This is a genomic window from Vibrio sp. M250220 (assembly GCF_036533795.1).
Taxonomy (GTDB): Bacteria; Pseudomonadota; Gammaproteobacteria; order Enterobacterales; family Vibrionaceae; genus Vibrio.
Genome location: NZ_JATABI010000024.1, coordinates 1 through 17,068 on the forward strand (window position 1 = coordinate 1; position 17,068 = coordinate 17,068).

A 17,068-nucleotide genomic window follows, 5' to 3' on the forward strand; every position below is an offset into this window, starting at 1 on the left:
GAATCAATGAAGAAATCATACGCCGATATGTAAGACATCAAGAGAAGCAAGAGCGAGTAGAGCAGCACCAGTTGGCGTTGGATTAAACAAAGGCCCCCTTTTAGGGGGCTCACACAAAGCCACCTTCTTTAGAAGGTGGTAATTTACTTCTATCGTTAGTTTGGTGATTTTCTGTCGCTAAGTTATTCAGTGATAAATAAAGGGTGTCATTCGGTAAGATAATGAAATTTTATTTATGGCGGTAAAATAGTTTGAATCTACTCTCACAACGTATGGAAAAAGGGCGATTCAACCTCTAGTCTTATTATTGAGACAGATTCTCTGCCAGAGTCTCTATAATGTAACCAAATAGATTTATATGTGCCTAGGTACACATTGTATTCATATTATCAATAATAAGGAATATGCTTCATGGGTAGTCAGTTCCGAATGGATTCCGTTCCGGGTTCTTTGGTCGTAGTTGGAGGAACCTACGAACCGTGGCTTTCAGTGTTAGAGCAGGTAGGTTGGAGATGTACTCAGTGTGGAGATTTACGAAAGGCCGATGCGCTGTTTACTGAAACAGGCCCTTGTATTGGCATCGTCGATCTAAGTCATGATGAGTTTAGTCTTAACGGTATAGCAAACCTAGTTAGCAAACATAAGCAAGTTCGCTGGTTAGCGTTTATCAGAGAGTCTCAATTGAGTTCAGATACTATCTGTCAGTTCATTGTTAACTTCTGTATCGACTTTTTTACTGCACCAATTCCAGATGCGCAGCTTCTTAGTACAATCGGACACCAGCTTGGAATGCTCAAGCTAGAGAAGAAAGTATGGCCTCATTATGGCAATCAAAGTGACATGGGAATGATTGGTGATTCTATCCCAGTAAAACGTCTCCGTGATCAGATTAAACGTATTGGTCCAACTGACGTCAGCATTCTTATATATGGTGAGAGTGGTACAGGAAAAGAGACGGTGGCTCGAGCTGTTCATCGAACGTCTGCCCGAGCAAACAAAGAATTCATCTCTGTGAACTGTCGAGCGATGTCAGAGCGCCGTATTGAGAGCGATCTATTTGGTATCAATCGTGATGATTTAAGTGAACCCTCGATTCTTGAAAAAGCGCACGGAGGAACGATCCTCCTTAATGATATTTTGACTTTACCGAAATCTCAGCAGTTCAATCTGCTCAGATTCCTTCAAGAAGGTATGGTTGATACAGCATCAGGCCGTAAAGAGGTCGATGTGCGTGTTTTAGCTGCTAACTCAGCCGATATCGAAAAAGCATTGATTGATGGTGACTTCAACGAAGAGCTTTATCACTATATCAATGTATTGCGCATTAATGTCCCTAGCCTGAAAGAGCGTGCAGGAGACGTTGCAATTTTGGCTCGCCATTTCTTGCAGGAGTACTCGAAAGAGTACAATGCTCAGGCCCGCAGCTTTACTGAAGAAGCGACCCGTGCATTAACTCGCTACCATTGGCCTGGTAACGTTCGTGAACTCATGAACCAGATTAAACGAGTGGTGCTAATGTCGGATACCGTGATGTTAGATGAAATTCACCTCGATTTACCAAAGCGCAGTGATAGCCGCCGTAGCCTCAAGAGCATTCGTGAGCGTAGCGAGCGAGATGCACTACTTTTGGTTCTTGAATCGCATGCAGGGCAAGTGTCTATGGCAGCCAAAGAGCTCGGTGTATCACGTGCAACAATGTATCGTTTGTTGAACAAACATAACCTGATCTCTGACATCACTGTCTAATTGTTTGTTTTGTAAATAAAAAGCCACGCTCTTCCCGAGTGTGGCTTTTTTATTTGGCACGCATAATGCTCTGTCATAAAGATATAACTAAGTTGAATATATTATATCTAACCATCCATTTTGATTATTTTTGGGTTAAAAAATTGTTTTAATCTTATCGACAAAAAAGGGTTGAATTTATAACCTTCATGGTTAGAATTTAACCATGAGCTAGAGCTCATACCCATCAAACTTTGGATTATTACATTAGCTAGGAGGCACACAATGAAACATATCACTGTTAAATCATTTATTTGTGTCTCTATCGATCTAACCATCTCTAAGATGGCTGACTCCAAGTGCAGTGCGTTTGGCGCCGATCGAAAACTAACTGACCTAATGTAATTAGTCCGTATCCACATTTTTTAATTGGCTGCGGGAAAGCAGCGAATTAAAACACCCTGTTGATCTTTATCGATTCGTTGATCTTTTCCCAGCTACCAAACTCAACTGGAGAAAACTCATGAGTCATTCTGTATATCTAAAACTAGCAACGCTATTGGTTAAAGCTGATCTACGTCGTGAAGAGAAGCAATGGAAACGCAAATTACGTCGCAGTGCGTTCGATATACCATGGAATAATGAGCATTTGTTACGTGATATTGGTCTTGAGCTAGATGGACGCCCAATCGGCTTTTCTGAGCCAGACAGCGTTAAAGCCGAACGCCGCATTCGTCATCTTCGTCGTGTGCTAAGCGCGCGAATACCGACGTAATCGAAAGGGCAGGTGGCTTCGCCTGCCCGACTAAATACTATGGACAAGGATTGGAGTAAGTCGTCCCAATTTCTTGAATACCTTGAAGCAACTCATCGGTTAAAACGACATCTAAACTATCAATATTTGATTTAAGCTGATCCAAGTTTGTCGCACCAATGATATTGGCTGCGACAAAAGGTCTTTGATTGACAAAAGCTAACGCCATTTGAGCAGGATCTAAGCCATGATTTCTCGCCAGATTTACGTATGCTTGAGTGGCTTCAATACCTTGTGGCGTAAAATAGCGGACAAAGCGTTCGAACAAAGAACAGCGAGCCCCTTCTGGTTTATGTCCATTTAGGTATTTTCCACTTAAGCAACCGAAGGCCAATGGTGAGTAGGCGAGAAGCTGAATACCTTCATAGTGGCTGATTTCTGATAAGCCAACTTCGAAACTACGATTGAGTAAGTTGTAAGGGTTTTGAATTGATACGATTCGCGGAAGCTCATGCTTTTCCGCTAGCCTCAGCAATGTCATCACACCCCAAGGCGTTTCATTCGATACGCCGATATAGCGAATTTTCCCGGCCTTAATTAGCTCAGCTAGCGCTTCAAGTGTCTCTATTAGCGTTACCTCTTCCTGTGTGTCAGGATAAGGGTAATTCAGCTGACCAAAACAGTTAGTTTTTCGTTGTGGCCAATGCAGTTGGTAAAGATCAACATAGTCGGTTTGCAGACGTTTTAAGCTATCGTCGATGGCTAAGTGGATATTGCGACGATCTAAGCTCATATTTTCGCGGATGTAGGGAACATTACGCGGGCCTGCGACTTTTGTTGCGAGGACGACTTTTTCTCTTTTTCCGGATTTCGCTAGCCAATTACCAATGAATTGCTCCGTTAGACCCTGTGATTGTCCTTGTGGTGGAACAGGATACATTTCAGCGGTATCAATGAAGTTCACACCACGTTCCAATGCATAATCCAGTTGGCTGAATGCTTCTTGCTCGGTGTTTTGTTCACCAAATGTCATCGTGCCAAGACAGAGCTTACTAATCTCCAATGTGGAGTGAGGTAGCTTGTTATATTGCATCGACCTTCCTTGTTGTAAAGAGAGATATGATCCCACTATAGGGGAATCGAGTATCAATAGAAAAGGGGACAGCTAACAAATTCGCAAAATTGCGCAAGTTGACTACTATTGAATACTGGAGGTGAAGAATGCAAAAAACTCAGTTACATAAGTGGATTCATGGTGAACACAAAGAAAGTTACCAGCCACCTAAGGTGTTTGTTATAAGCTGTTCAGACCTATCTCAATACTTGCTCGCAGTTGAATACAAGCACAAACTCGAACCAATAAGAATCGACGATGACCCCGTTCACTTTGACTCACTAGAACAAGTCAAAGATGAACTCAATCGTTTGGGAGTGGAGAGGGCATATCTTCGTTTACACAATGCTTATGATGAATGTGGTTTAGGTGATGGCCCTTCGTATCATGATCAAGAGATATTACTCACAACCCACTAAATGAAGTTGTTCTCCAAAATCTTTGCCGTAAATTGGGTTCTTAAATAAAAACCTAGCGGCAGGGTTTTTATTGGCTTTCCACTGGCACCATAGGCCTCTGTTAGAACACGACTGTTTGCTGCTTTCGGACGAAGTTGTAGCACTTCTCCGTGACGTGCGGTGATCTGTTCAACACGACCGAGCACGATCATTTCCATTAATTCTTCCCAGTCAGTGCGCAGTTGCTGTTCTTCTTCCTCCGTTGGGGACCAGATAAGAGGAGAGCCCACTCGCCTTTCCGAAAGGGGGATCTCTCGTTCTCCTTCAACTGGAACCCAAAGCACGCGTGACAGTTTATTACGCACGTGGCTGGTTTCCCAAGTCAGGCCGTGGACACCGATCAGCGGAGCGACACAAACAAAAGTCGTTTCGAGTGGTTTTCCGGTATAGCTGATCGGGATTGTCTTTAGTTCAATTCCCAGCTGTTCAAAATCTTGTTGTGGCTTGCTGCCCGCGGTTGCTCCTAGATGCCACTCCAATAGTTGTCCAACCCATCCTTTATCTCGGCGAAGATCGGGTGGCACATCAATGTCGGCTTCTGCCGCTAACTCTTGAAAGGACATCCCCGCAATATCGCAGGCTCTGGAGAGTAACTCTTGCTCGGACTTAGGCTCTGATTTCATATCGGTTGGTGTCGATTGGTTTAATGTGCTTATTGTAGCGAATTACTTTCAAATTACGACCAACAAGCAAAGATCGAACAGTTCGAAAAATTGGTGAAAAGATCAACGTTCAACTAGTTATCCACAGGTGATGACGAAAAAAAGTGATTTTTTTGCAAGTATGTATGAATCAACAGGGGTTTAGGCAGACAAAATAGCTTGAGTTTTTGCTCGGATGATGACTCTTGATGATCGTGGTGTGGATAAATGCACTGCTGGTGGATCTTTGACCGATCTGATCATGAAGATGAATTGCTCTAACGATAGGTCTTTATGATATTTGGTTTGAATATTTAAGTTGTTGTTTTTATTTTATTTATTTCTATTGTTTTCATGTTTTTTATGTGTTTCCTTCTCAAGCTGTATGCTTATTGATCACTTTCTCATTGATTCTTCACATACTTATACACAGAAAAGGTGAATAAATGTGGGCTATGTCTCACAACTGTGTGAGTAACCTTTGGTTTGATTAAAAGTTATCCATTTTGGGTGTCCAAAGTAATATTTTCTGTGTTAGTCACACTAGTAAGTTTGCTCATATTGGGGATATGTGGAAAAATCACTGTAATTAAGAATTTAATAGAGGTTGGCCAGTGATAGATGGCGATGGTTACCGCTTAAATGTGGGTATTGTAATCTGTAACAGCCATGGTCAGGTCTTCTGGGCAAAACGATACGGACAACACTCTTGGCAATTCCCTCAGGGAGGGATTGATGAAGGTGAAACCCCTGAACAAGCAATGTACAGGGAGTTATATGAAGAGGTTGGTCTTAGCAAAAAAGACGTAAAAATCGTAGCGACGAGTCGTCATTGGCTGAGGTACAAGTTACCTAAGCGGCTAGTTCGTTGGGATTCTAAGCCTGTTTGTATCGGCCAAAAACAGAAATGGTTTCTACTGCGTTTAGATTGTGATGAATCAAGGATCAACATGCAACGTGGTAGTTCCCCTGAATTTGATGGTTGGCGTTGGGTAAGTTATTGGTATCCAGTCAGACAAGTGGTTTCTTTTAAGCGCGATGTTTATCGTCGGGCAATGAAAGAGTTTGCATCAATGGCAATGCCATTTAAAGAACGCAGAGTGAAAGGCAAACGTAAACACAAAAGAGGATAGACATGCTTTCTCAACTAAGGGAAATAGTTGAACAAGTTTCTAAAGTCGATGAAGTTCATCAGGCTTTAGATATCTTGGTTAAACAAACATGCAGTGCGATGAGCACTGAGTGTTGCACTGTCTATCTCGCCAATGAAGAGATGCAGCGCTTAGAGTTAATGGCGACTCAAGGCCTGCGTTTCAAAGGCGACAAAATCCACATTCGCTTTAGTGAAGGTCTCGTTGGTTTGGTTAAGCGTAGTGCCGAACCTCTTAACATTGCTGAAGCCTCAAAACACCCCGATTTCAAGTACTTTTCTGAGCTTGGTGAAGAGATTTATCAAAGCTTCCTTGGCACGCCAATTATCTATCGTAAGCAAGTTCTCGGTGTATTGGTGGTTCAGCAAAAAACGCCTCGCTTATTTAATGAGATGGAGGAGTCATTCCTAGTCACGCTGGCTGCTCAGCTTGCGGTTATCATTGCGCATGCCCAAACTCAGGGACATTGGCGTCTTGAGAAAAAACAGCAAGCAATACGTGGCGTACCCGCTTCATCAGGGGTAGCGATAGGTGATTTTTGGTGGGATGACACCCAGCCTGATCTGACGAATGTTTATCCTGCATCGACGTTGGATATTGAGCGCGAACAAGAGTGGTTACTGTTGGCGATCGAAGAGGCGTTGAATGATTTTCGCCGAATGCGTAAGCGACTTGATAACGAGATCAATAAAGATGCGCTAGCGATTTTTGATCTGTTTACCCACCTGCTTAATGATCCTATGCTGCGTAAAGATTTAAAGGCGCAGATTCACAAGGGAGACCGAGCAGACTGGGCATTGCGTCAAGTGGTCGAATCCTACTCTAACCGTTTTGCTCGTATGTCGGATGTTTATCTCAGAGAACGAGCTCAGGACATCCGCGAATTGGGGCAACGGTTATTGTTCTTCTTGTACAACACGGATCAAGATAGAACTGTCATTGATAAACCCGTTATTTTAGTCGTGAGGGAGTTGACAGCAAGCTTGCTCGCTTCGATTCCCAAAGATAAGTTACTCGCGGTTATCTCACTGGAAGGAGCGGCCAATTCTCACGCTGCGATTCTTTCCCGTGCATTAGGCATTCCCGCGGTTATGGGGGCTAACCTTAACCCTAAAGCGATAAAAGGCAAGTTGGGTATCGTCGATGGTTACAGCGGAAAAATACTGATTTCGCCAAACAAACAGTTACTACGCGAGTACCGTGCTTTAGCTAATGAAGAGCGTGAATTGGCTAACAAGGTTAATCAACGCATCGAAGACCCCGCTTTTACCAAAGACGGTAAGCGAATTGAGGTGATGTTGAACGCGGGTTTGAGTGCTGATGCCAATATTGCGATTAACCAAGGTGTCGACGGCGTAGGGCTTTATCGAACCGAGATTTCTTTCTTACTTCAACACAGGTTTCCGTCAGAAGAAGAGCAGACTCAGCAGTATCAAGCTGTGTTAGACACCTATCCAGATAAACGTGTGGTGATGCGTACCTTGGATGTGGGTGGTGATAAGGCATTGCCATATCTACCCATTGAGGAAGACAACCCATTTTTAGGCTGGCGTGGGATTCGTTTTACATTGGATCATCCAGATATTTTCTTGATGCAGATCCGCGCTATGATGCGTGCGAGTGCCACTCATCAGAATTTAAGTATCTTGTTACCTATGGTTTCTGGGGCTCAAGAGCTTGATGATGCGATTGCTCTAATAGAACGCGCTCACCAAGAAGTGGTGCTGTTAGATCAACGCATTCGCATGCCACAAATCGGAGTGATGATCGAAGTTCCATCGATGATCTATCTGCTGCCGTTGATTGCTAATAAAGTCGATTTTGTTTCTATCGGGACTAATGACTTAACTCAGTATCTACTAGCGGTTGATCGCAACAACTCACGTGTAGCGGATGTTTATGAGTCAATGCACCCTTCGGTGATCATGGCCCTTAAGCATATTCATTCGACCTGTCAGGAATTAAATATTCCAGTCTGTATCTGTGGAGAGCTCGCTGGTGACCCAATTGGCGCTTTATTGATGGTCGGTTTAGGTTATCGAAGTCTAAGTATGAATACCTCAAACGTTGCTAAGGTGAAGTACTTGTTGCGTCATACCGAAACTGGAGAATTGCAACAACTGGCTGACAAAGCTCTGATGCAACCTTATGGTCATAACATTTATACTATGATGCAGTCATTTTTTGAGGATAAGGGCTTCGCAGGCTTTATTCGAGCAGGTAACAAATAGGGTTCAATGTGTCGATAGAATTACTTTTGTCTTTTATGGCTCTCGGTGCCGTGGTCGGCGTCATGGCTGGTTTGTTGGGGATAGGTGGTGGGCTCATTGTTGTTCCAGCCTTATTGTTCATGCTCCCTGCGGCCGGTATCGATGCAAATATTAGTATGCACATTGCTCTGGCTACGTCATTAGCGAGTATTATTGCGACCTCTGGTTCATCTGCACTCAATCATTTTAGACTTGGGAATGTCGATATGTTCGTGGTCAAGTGGTTGATGCCAGGTGTGGTTGTTGGCGGGTTTTTAGGCGCGAATGTCGCCGAATGGATTCCGTCTCAACACTTACCGAGAGTCTTCGGGGTTATCGTATTGTTACTGGCTATTCAGATGTTATTTTCTATTCATGGTAAAGCATCTAAGAGCATGCCAGGCAGCACTGCCACTATGTTTTATGGCACGGGTATTGGTGTTATTTCGAGTCTCGCTGGTATTGGTGGCGGTTCTCTCTCGGTTCCGTTCTTAAACCGCCATGGTATCGAAATGCGCAAAGCAGTGGGTTCGTCGTCAGTGTGTGGTTGCCTTATCGCCATTTCAGGAATGGTGGGCTTTATTCTCCATGGTTACAAGATTGAGGATTTGCCAGCGTATAGCATTGGTTACGTTTATTTACCTGCTTTAATCGCAATTGCATCCACCTCTATGCTCACCACGCGCATTGGTGCTAAGCTTGCTACCTCATTACCTACACCTACATTGAAAAAAATCTTTGCACTATTTTTAATGTTTGTTGCCGGAACTATGTTGCTATAACGCGCTCTCATCTTATACGTTTCGAAATAATCTGAACTTTATAAAGAGTATTAATCCTATGTCTCAGGGATATCTAACTTTTCCAAATATTGATCCAGTGCTTGTCTCCATTGGACCGCTATCTATCCGTTGGTATGGATTGATGTATTTAGTCGGCTTTGCTTTCGCGCTCTGGCTTGCCAATAGACGAGCTGATAAAGCCGATAGTGGCTGGACGCGAGAGCAGGTATCTGACTTGCTATTTGCCGGTTTCTTAGGGGTTGTGATCGGTGGCCGTGTTGGCTATGTAATTTTCTATAACTTTGACCTTTTCCTTCAAGACCCACTTTATTTATTTAAGGTCTGGACGGGGGGAATGTCGTTCCACGGTGGTCTCCTTGGTGTGATTAGCGCCATGTTCTGGTACGCAAAGAAAAATGGCCGTACCTTTTTTGGTGTCGCTGACTTTATCGCGCCGTTAGTGCCATTTGGTTTAGGTATGGGACGTTTGGGTAACTTTATGAATAGCGAACTGTGGGGACGTGTAACCGATGTGCCATGGGCGTTTGTCTTCCCTAATGGTGGTCCTTTGCCTCGCCATCCGTCTCAGCTTTATGAGATGGCGTTGGAAGGTGTGGTACTGTTCTTCATCTTAAACTGGTTTATCAAAAAACCTCGCCCGCTCGGTTCGGTGTCTGGATTGTTTCTCGCGGGTTACGGAACCTTCCGTTTCCTTGTAGAATACGTGCGCGAACCGGATGCCCACTTAGGTCTATTTGGTGGATTTATCTCAATGGGACAAATCCTCTCACTACCTATGGTGATTATCGGGATTCTGATGATGGTTTGGGCGTATAAACGTGGCCATTACAAAGATGAATTACCACAACAAGCGAAGTAAGGAATTGGTGTGAAACAGTATTTAGATCTCTGTCAGCGAATCGTTGACCAAGGTGAGTGGATTGAAAACGAACGTACTGGCAAACGTTGCCTGACCGTTATCAATGCGGATCTAACGTACAACGTGGCAAATAACCAGTTTCCATTGGTGACAACGCGAAAAAGCTTCTGGAAGGCCGCCGTTGCTGAGCTACTTGGCTATATTCGTGGTTACGATAACGCTGAGGACTTTCGCAAACTAGGTACGAAAACGTGGGATGCAAATGCGAATCTGAATGAAGCTTGGCTAAATAACCCTTACCGTAAAGGTGACGATGATATGGGGCGCGTTTACGGCGTTCAGGGGCGAGCATGGGCCAAACCTGATGGTGGTCATATCGACCAACTGCGTAAAATTGTAGATGATCTGACTCGTGGTGTTGATGATCGCGGTGAAATTCTAAACTTCTACAACCCTGGTGAGTTCCATATGGGTTGCTTGCGTCCTTGTATGTACAGTCATCACTTCTCGTTACTGGGTGATACGCTTTATTTAAACAGTACTCAACGCTCTTGTGATGTTCCTCTTGGGCTTAATTTCAATATGGTTCAGGTCTACGTCTTTTTGGCCATTATGGCGCAAATTACCGGTAAGAAGCCGGGTCAGGCGTATCATAAGATTGTTAACGCACATATCTATGAAGACCAATTGGAGTTGATGCGTGATGTGCAGCTAAAGCGTGAGCCACTAAAAGCGCCGAGCTTCCATATTAACCCTGAGATTAAGAGTCTAGAAGATTTAGAAACTTGGGTGACACTGGATGATTTTTGGGTTGAAGGTTATGAGTACCATGATCCGATTCAATATCCGTTTTCGGTGTAACACGGTTTAATTTTGAATAATGAGAAAAGGGCTCCAAGAGCCCTTTTTTTTGTTTTTCAGATGGTTATTTCAGCGCGTTGGCGACAAACTTGTAGATAGGATCCGTAAGCGCAGGATTAGCGATAGCCGGACTAATAAACTTAGGAGGAATAAGGATACCGTCCTCGACCAAAGATTTTATGGTCGAGAAATAGCGTATCTCCGTTTTACCTGCCAGCAGCAAATTAAAATCCTCACCGAGTTGCTCATAGGCGTTGAGAATCTCTCTAAACCCTCTGAGATAGAGGTAATCTTTGGTATAGCCTCCACCACGGTATACACGGCTTGTAATCGTAAATGCCGTCATATCGTCCGCTTTATACTGCTCTTTAAGTAGCATAAAGGTATTTCTAAAATCGCGGTCAACGATCATGGATTCTACTGCGACAACACGAAGTGCCAATGTTCTGAGGCGTTGCAGACTAAAGTGACCAGAAAGAAACTCACATAAGATAGCCAGCCCTTCTTGAGTAGTCGTATTGACAGGACAACCTAGACTCAGCAACTTCAGTGGTTGTGCTTGACCATTCAAAGTGGTTAACAGGTGGACACCTAATTCATGGTGGGCGAGGGCGTGAAGTTCATTCGCAGAGATGCTTGCCGAAGCATTAATTTTTACTTTGGTTCCTGACACTAATGCATTGGCGATCATGCTATCGTTGATTTCTATCTCCCCTGAATAGCCATGCTGGAAGCAAAACTGCTGCATAAACGCTGCAATCTCTTCACTGTTGTGGCGTGGAGAAGTATCTTCGTCAATGGGCAGATGTAGCAAGAAATGCGCATTTCGCACGTCCTTACTGCTTGGCTCACCAAAATAGCGTAGCGAGTTATACAAGAAGTCCGCACAACCAATAGAACTGAGCTGATCAAGCTTATCGGCATAGGATTGAATCACTTCAGCATAGAGTGAACGGAGTTTTTCATTATCGATATTTTCGATAGGAAGAGAGTAAAGATCACGCTTGGCTTGATGAACATCAAACGTCTGCTCTTTATAGACAAAGTTAGGCTCGACAGAAAATCGATTATCGAAAAAACGCTGCCTCTCTTCGGCATAATTTTGTGGCGTTACGCTGCTTAAGATATCGATATCTTCAACGAGTGATGACAGTTGTTGATCTATTTGCCCTGCCACGGCGAGTAGTTGTTCGTTTTCTTTATGGTCCATCATAGTGTACGTCGCTGTTTTTCTTCAGTGTGTATCAGCTGATGATTTTTTACCAATGAAAACCGATCCATAAATAACAAAAAAGGAGAGCATGGGCTCTCCTTTCAGAAATCGTATTGGCTGATTATGCAGTCATTGCCAGAATCACACCAGGTAGCAAGATAAATACGGATAGTAAGTAACCTATAACGACCGTTTTATTCTTAACTGCCATATCAGAAATGAAGTCAGCACCTTTGAGAGGAATTTCACGTAGGAATGGAATTCCGTAGATTAATACTGTTGCCATGATGTTGAATACTAAGTGAACCAGAGCAATTTGAAGAGCGAATACTGCGAACTCACCAGATACTGCTGTTGCTGCTAGTAGAGCGGTAATACAAGTACCGATGTTAGCACCTAGTGTAAATGGGTATACATCACGAACTTTTAGTACACCAGTACCAACCAGTGGAACCATCAGGCTTGTTGTTGTCGATGAAGACTGAACCAGCACAGTAACAATTGAACCAGACGTGATGCCGTGAATTGGACCACGACCAATCGCATTTTTTAGGATCTCACGCGCACGGCCAACCATTAGACTCTTCATCAACTTACCCATTACAGTAATTGCGACGAAGATAGTTGCGATACCCAGTGCGATAAGCAGGACACCACCAATCGTGTCACCAAATGTGCTTAGCGGTTCTTTCACTGCGCTAACAACGGGTTTAGTAATTGGTTTGATGAAGTTAAGACCTTTGATGCTCATATCACCCGTTGCTAGGAACGGAGAAACTAACCAATGAGAAATCTTATCTAAAATACCAAACATCATTTCAAGAGGTAGGAAGATCGCAACCGCAAGAAGGTTAAAGAAGTCGTGAATAGTTGCACTGGCAAAAGCGCGCTTAAACTCTTCTTTGCAACGAACGTGTCCTAATGAAACAAGCGTATTTGTTACTGTTGTTCCGATATTCGCACCCATCACCATAGGGATAGCTGTTTCTACCGGAAGACCGCCGGCAACGAGGCCCACGATAATTGAAGTTACTGTACTTGAAGACTGGATCAGTGCTGTTGCGACTAAGCCGATCATCAAACCTGCTACAGGGTGAGAGGCAAATTCAAATAGAACTTTAGCTTGATCGCCAGTCGCCCATTTAAAACCACTGCCAACCATCGATACCGCTAGAAGTAGCAGATACAACATGAATGCCAAGTTAGCCCAGCGCAACCAGCGAGTAGTGCTCGAAATTGGCGCCGCTGTAGTAGTAGCTTGGTTCATAATCATTTTCTCCGTGGACCGTTAATGTCTTTATTTTGGTCTGTTGTTGAAACTGAGGCTGATGGTAGAGATGAAATATTTCAGTAATATTACAGTTCCGTGTAACCGCTTTGTTTTTCATCATAACAAACGAATACAGCTGTATTTTGAATTTTACAATAGATTTAAGGTTTTGATTTTAAAGTTGTTTTTGCTTTATTTATTAGTGATTGTTCAATGTGACAAAAATCAAAAAAAAAGGAGAAAAAATCCTTTTGGTGATTCATTTATTACATTGGTTTGTAATAATTGAATTTAAAAGTTCGGTAAAATAGACGGTAATTTGTAAATGTGTAAGTTTTTCCGAGTTATTGTTGTCATGCTCAGCATTTGTTATAACCTTATCCATTCGAACTTAAAGAGTCATCGCGATGTCGCATTTAAATTACAACCACCTCTATTACTTCTGGATGGTCTGCAAGCAAGGTTCTGTAACAAAAGCGGCCGATGCTCTGTTTTTGACCCCGCAGACGGTTACTGGCCAAATTAAAGCGCTTGAAGATCGAATGGACGGTAAGTTAACGAAACGCAATGGTCGCAGTATTGAACCTACAGAGCTTGGCCAATTGGTATTTAAGTATGCCGATAGAATGTTTGGCCTAAGTTATGAAATGCTCGACATCGTTAATTACAGCCAACGAGCCAACATACTCTTTGATGTTGGTGTGGCTGATGCGCTTTCTAAACGTTTGGTGAGCAAAATTTTGTTAACCACTGTGCCTGATGACAATAGCATCCATTTACGGTGTTTTGAGTCGACTCATGAAATGCTACTTGAACAGCTTTCCCAGCATAAGCTGGATATGATTTTATCTGATTGTCCGGTTGACTCGAGCCAAAGCCCTGGCCTCTATAGTAAGAAACTTGGTGAATGCAATATGAGTTTCTTCTGTTCAGGTAATGTGGATAGTGTCAGTTTTCCTGCTGTATTAGAGCAGCGTAAATTGCTTATTCCTGGTAGTCGTACCGCAATGGGCCGCAAAGTATTACAGTGGTTTGATCGACAGGGTCTTCAAGCGAATATCCTTGGTGAGTTTGATGATGTGGCATTAATGAAAGCATTTGCCCGTTACCATCATAATGTCATCTTCTTAGCGCCGTCTATTTACGTTAAAGAAGTAGAAAGTGATCTCCCATTGCAGTTGATAGGCCATATTGATGAACTGAAAGAAGAGTATTATGTGATATTCGCTGAAAGGATGATTCAACACCCTGCTGTAAAGAATGTTTGTGATGTAGATTTTACGAGTTTATTTAATTAAACCAGATGGTTAATTAAACTGAATAGATTATTTTTCTCAGTTGAATTAATATTTGAATGATTCGCTTAAACATAATTATTAATCGTGCGAATCTGGTTAGTACAGAAGGTTAGTTATTTCTGTAAGGCTGAAAATTTTTGTCAAAGTTATGCTTGTATCAAGAGGTCATTGGTGATGGATTTACAAGAGATGGAAAAAAACTCTGCAAAGGCAGTGGTGCTACTCAAGGCGATGGCGAATGAACGACGTCTTCAGATTTTGTGCCTGCTCCATAACCAAGAGTTATCCGTTGGAGAGTTGTGCTGCAAACTGGAATTGAGCCAGTCAGCGTTGTCGCAACATTTGGCTTGGTTAAGAAGAGATGGACTGGTTCATACTCGAAAAGAAGCTCAAACGGTTTATTACACATTAAGCAGTGAAGAAGTGAAGTCTATGATTCAGTTACTACACGAGCTTTACTGTGATAATTAAGAACAGGTGATGAGCAATTAATTGCTCATTTACAAATAGCAGATATAAAAAAACCGGCCAAGGCCGGTTTTTTCTTTCACTGTATAATCAGAGTTCTATTAAAGAGCTTTGATTGCAGCAGAGAAACGAGACTTATGACGTGCAGCTTTATTCTTGTGAATAAGGCCTTTAGTAGCCATGCGGTCTAGGATTGGTGTAACTGTAGCAAAAGCTTCAGTTGCAGCAGCTTTGTCGCCTGCTTCGATAGCAGCAACAGTTTTCTTCATGTAAGTACGCATCATTGAGCGACGGCTAGCGTTGTGCTGACGACGTTTCTCAGCCTGGATAGCGCGCTTCTTAGCAGATTTACTATTTGCCAAGGGTCTAACTCCCAAAAACTTAGTTCAGTGACAATTTAAGGGCGAGGAATATCCCCTATTTGCTCTTAAATGTCAAATAATTTGTGCAAAAACCAATCGAGCCAAACAAATTTTGGATTGAAAGGTCTTCACGGTTAAGATGGCGGGGATTCTAACAGTATTTTTTTTTCAATGCTAATACTAATCTGCTCTGGTTATGACATTCCTAGTGTAAAGTAGAGCGAAATTTTTGATTCCCGAGGTAATTGTGAGTAAACGCCTACTCAAGTCTGGCATGATAGTGAGTGCCATGACCCTGATTTCTCGCGTACTTGGCCTAGTGCGAGATGTTGTTGTTGCCAACCTGATGGGGGCGGGTGCAAGCGCTGATGTTTTCTTCTTTGCCAATAAAATTCCCAACTTCCTCAGGCGTTTATTTGCTGAAGGTGCATTCTCTCAGGCATTTGTTCCTGTTCTGACGGAGTATCATGCTGCGGGAGATATGGATAAAACTCGCCAACTTATTGCGAGGGCCGCAGGTACCTTAGGGGTTCTTGTCTCGATAGTGACATTGTTTGGTGTCTTAGGTTCGGGAATCGTGACGGCTCTATTTGGTTTTGGCTGGTTTTTAGATTGGATGCATGGCGGCCCGTCGGCAGAAAAGTTTGTTCTGGCCAGCCTGATGCTCAAAATTACCTTTCCATATTTATGGTTCATCACGTTTGTCGCTCTTTCTGGGGCAATACTTAACACCATGGGGAAATTTGCCGTTTCTTCATTTACCCCAGTGTTCCTCAATGTGATGATCATTTTATCGGCCTGGTTTATTGCTCCTCAGCTAGCTCAACCAGAAATTGGTTTGGCGATTGGTGTGTTCCTCGGTGGTTTAGTCCAGTTCCTTTTTCAAATCCCATTTTTGATAAAAGCAGGAGTGATGGTTAAACCTCAGTGGGGATGGCGAGATCCTGGTGTGGTCAAAATTCGCACGTTAATGATTCCAGCGTTATTTGGCGTATCAGTGAGTCAGATAAACTTGCTGTTTGACACTTTTATCGCCAGCTTCCTTCAAACGGGATCGATCAGTTGGCTTTATTACTCAGACCGTCTGCTTGAATTTCCTCTTGGCTTATTTGGTATAGCCATTGCGACAGTCATCCTACCCGCGCTGTCACGCAAACACGTCGATGCTCACAACGAAGGTTTTGCCCAGACAATGGACTGGGGCGTACGCATGGTGACACTACTGGGTATTCCCGCGATGTTGGGCTTGATGGTGCTAGCAAAACCTATGTTGATGGTGCTGTTCATGCGTGGGGAATTTACGCCACAAGATGTCGAGTTTGCTTCGATGTCATTGATGGCTTATGCGTCTGGTTTACTCAACTTTATGCTGATTAAAGTTCTCGCCCCTGGTTATTATTCTCGCCAAGATACAAAAACGCCAGTGAAGTACGGCATTATCGCAATGGTAACGAACATGGTCTTCAATGCTATCTTCGCTTATTTTTATGGCTATGTCGGTCTGGCTATTGCGACGGCACTATCGGCTTTGGTCAACATGACTCTACTATATAGAGGTTTGCATATCGCAGGTGTTTATCAGTTAACACGCAAAACACTCATTTTTGTTGGCAAGCTAATTATCGCGGGGGGCTTAATGGTCACAGCGATCATGTGGCAGTTGGAAGAGATGAGTGTTTGGCTGAGCTGGAGTTTAGCTCATCGCGTGATGTGGTTGTCTATGCTGATTGGTTTAGGTGCAGGGGTTTATTTGGTGACACTTCTGGTTATGGGTATACGTTTAAAAGACTTAAAAGCAGCGACAGAGCGAACCTGATTAGTATATAATTCGTCAGTTTCACG

General features: G+C 43.2%; 16 protein-coding genes and 1 pseudogene. 12 read left to right on the forward strand and 5 right to left on the reverse strand.

What is annotated here, in order from left to right; genetic code table 11:
• From QTN94_RS10075 to QTN94_RS10085, 3 genes and pseudogenes are all read left to right on the forward strand, one after another.
• A pseudogene (locus QTN94_RS10075) lies at positions 1 to 86 on the forward strand (IS200/IS605 family transposase); the annotation flags it as partial.
• A 325-nt stretch (positions 87 to 411) separates the two neighbouring features.
• Positions 412 to 1,746 (forward strand): cyclic-di-GMP-binding transcriptional regulator VpsR, encoded by a 1,335-nt coding sequence (vpsR, locus tag QTN94_RS10080; protein ID WP_331427570.1) that lies wholly within the window; start codon positions 412 to 414, stop codon positions 1,744 to 1,746.
• A gap of 502 nt (positions 1,747 to 2,248) precedes the next feature.
• Positions 2,249 to 2,500, forward strand: coding sequence for a DUF1127 domain-containing protein (locus QTN94_RS10085; RefSeq protein ID WP_138972123.1), 252 nt, complete (start codon positions 2,249 to 2,251; stop codon positions 2,498 to 2,500).
• Positions 2,501 to 2,537: 37 nt separating this feature from the next.
• Here the strand turns inward: QTN94_RS10085 and QTN94_RS10090 are convergent, their stop codons facing one another.
• Complete coding sequence (locus QTN94_RS10090) at positions 2,538 to 3,572, reverse strand: NADP(H)-dependent aldo-keto reductase (protein WP_331427571.1); 1,035 nt, start codon at positions 3,570 to 3,572, stop codon at positions 2,538 to 2,540.
• A gap of 128 nt (positions 3,573 to 3,700) precedes the next feature.
• Here QTN94_RS10090 and QTN94_RS10095 point away from each other — a divergent pair, with 128 nt between their 5' ends.
• On the forward strand, positions 3,701 to 4,012 hold the full coding sequence (locus QTN94_RS10095; protein ID WP_331427572.1) for a DUF6482 family protein: 312 nt from the start codon (positions 3,701 to 3,703) through the stop codon (positions 4,010 to 4,012).
• Here QTN94_RS10095 and mutH read toward each other — a convergent pair.
• Positions 4,009 to 4,674 (reverse strand): DNA mismatch repair endonuclease MutH, encoded by a 666-nt coding sequence (gene mutH / locus QTN94_RS10100; protein WP_331427573.1) that lies wholly within the window; start codon positions 4,672 to 4,674, stop codon positions 4,009 to 4,011. The two genes, QTN94_RS10095 and mutH, sit on opposite strands and share 4 nt — an antisense overlap.
• Before the next feature lie 632 nt (positions 4,675 to 5,306).
• Here mutH and rppH point away from each other — a divergent pair.
• Genes rppH through QTN94_RS10125 form a run of 5 tightly spaced genes read left to right on the forward strand, consistent with a single transcriptional unit; the run spans position 5,307 to position 10,615 of the window.
• Positions 5,307 to 5,825, forward strand: coding sequence for an RNA pyrophosphohydrolase (gene rppH / locus QTN94_RS10105; protein ID WP_138972120.1), 519 nt, complete (start codon positions 5,307 to 5,309; stop codon positions 5,823 to 5,825).
• A gap of 2 nt (positions 5,826 to 5,827) precedes the next feature.
• On the forward strand, positions 5,828 to 8,074 hold the full coding sequence (gene ptsP / locus QTN94_RS10110) for a phosphoenolpyruvate--protein phosphotransferase (RefSeq protein WP_331427574.1): 2,247 nt from the start codon (positions 5,828 to 5,830) through the stop codon (positions 8,072 to 8,074).
• A gap of 35 nt (positions 8,075 to 8,109) precedes the next feature.
• Positions 8,110 to 8,874: a sulfite exporter TauE/SafE family protein gene (locus QTN94_RS10115; RefSeq protein WP_419723652.1), complete on the forward strand. Its 765-nt coding sequence runs from the start codon at positions 8,110 to 8,112 to the stop codon at positions 8,872 to 8,874.
• A 58-nt stretch (positions 8,875 to 8,932) separates the two neighbouring features.
• Positions 8,933 to 9,754: a prolipoprotein diacylglyceryl transferase gene (gene lgt, locus QTN94_RS10120; RefSeq protein WP_269377394.1), complete on the forward strand. Its 822-nt coding sequence runs from the start codon at positions 8,933 to 8,935 to the stop codon at positions 9,752 to 9,754.
• Positions 9,755 to 9,763: 9 nt separating this feature from the next.
• Entirely contained in the window at positions 9,764 to 10,615 is an 852-nt protein-coding gene (locus QTN94_RS10125) for a thymidylate synthase (RefSeq protein ID WP_138972116.1), read from the forward strand.
• Positions 10,616 to 10,679: 64 nt separating this feature from the next.
• On the opposite strand, the gene QTN94_RS10130 is transcribed toward QTN94_RS10125, so the two are convergent.
• The gene (locus QTN94_RS10130) at positions 10,680 to 11,828 is read right to left on the reverse strand and encodes a flavohemoglobin expression-modulating QEGLA motif protein (protein ID WP_331427575.1); all 1,149 of its coding nucleotides are present in this window, start codon (positions 11,826 to 11,828) and stop codon (positions 10,680 to 10,682) included.
• A 121-nt stretch (positions 11,829 to 11,949) separates the two neighbouring features.
• Positions 11,950 to 13,095: a Na/Pi symporter gene (locus tag QTN94_RS10135; RefSeq protein WP_331417577.1), complete on the reverse strand. Its 1,146-nt coding sequence runs from the start codon at positions 13,093 to 13,095 to the stop codon at positions 11,950 to 11,952.
• Positions 13,096 to 13,505: 410 nt separating this feature from the next.
• On the opposite strand from QTN94_RS10135, the gene nhaR reads away from it, so the two are divergent.
• Positions 13,506 to 14,396: a transcriptional activator NhaR gene (gene nhaR / locus QTN94_RS10140; protein WP_331427576.1), complete on the forward strand. Its 891-nt coding sequence runs from the start codon at positions 13,506 to 13,508 to the stop codon at positions 14,394 to 14,396.
• A 174-nt stretch (positions 14,397 to 14,570) separates the two neighbouring features.
• Positions 14,571 to 14,867, forward strand: coding sequence for an ArsR/SmtB family transcription factor (locus tag QTN94_RS10145; RefSeq protein ID WP_138972113.1), 297 nt, complete (start codon positions 14,571 to 14,573; stop codon positions 14,865 to 14,867).
• Between the two features lie 98 nt (positions 14,868 to 14,965).
• Here the strand turns inward: QTN94_RS10145 and rpsT are convergent, their stop codons facing one another.
• Positions 14,966 to 15,226, reverse strand: coding sequence for a 30S ribosomal protein S20 (rpsT, locus tag QTN94_RS10150; protein ID WP_038206410.1), 261 nt, complete (start codon positions 15,224 to 15,226; stop codon positions 14,966 to 14,968).
• A 247-nt stretch (positions 15,227 to 15,473) separates the two neighbouring features.
• Between rpsT and murJ the strand changes: the two genes are divergently transcribed.
• Entirely contained in the window at positions 15,474 to 17,042 is a 1,569-nt protein-coding gene (gene murJ / locus QTN94_RS10155; protein WP_331427577.1) for a murein biosynthesis integral membrane protein MurJ, read from the forward strand.
• Positions 17,043 to 17,068 lie beyond the last annotated feature (26 nt).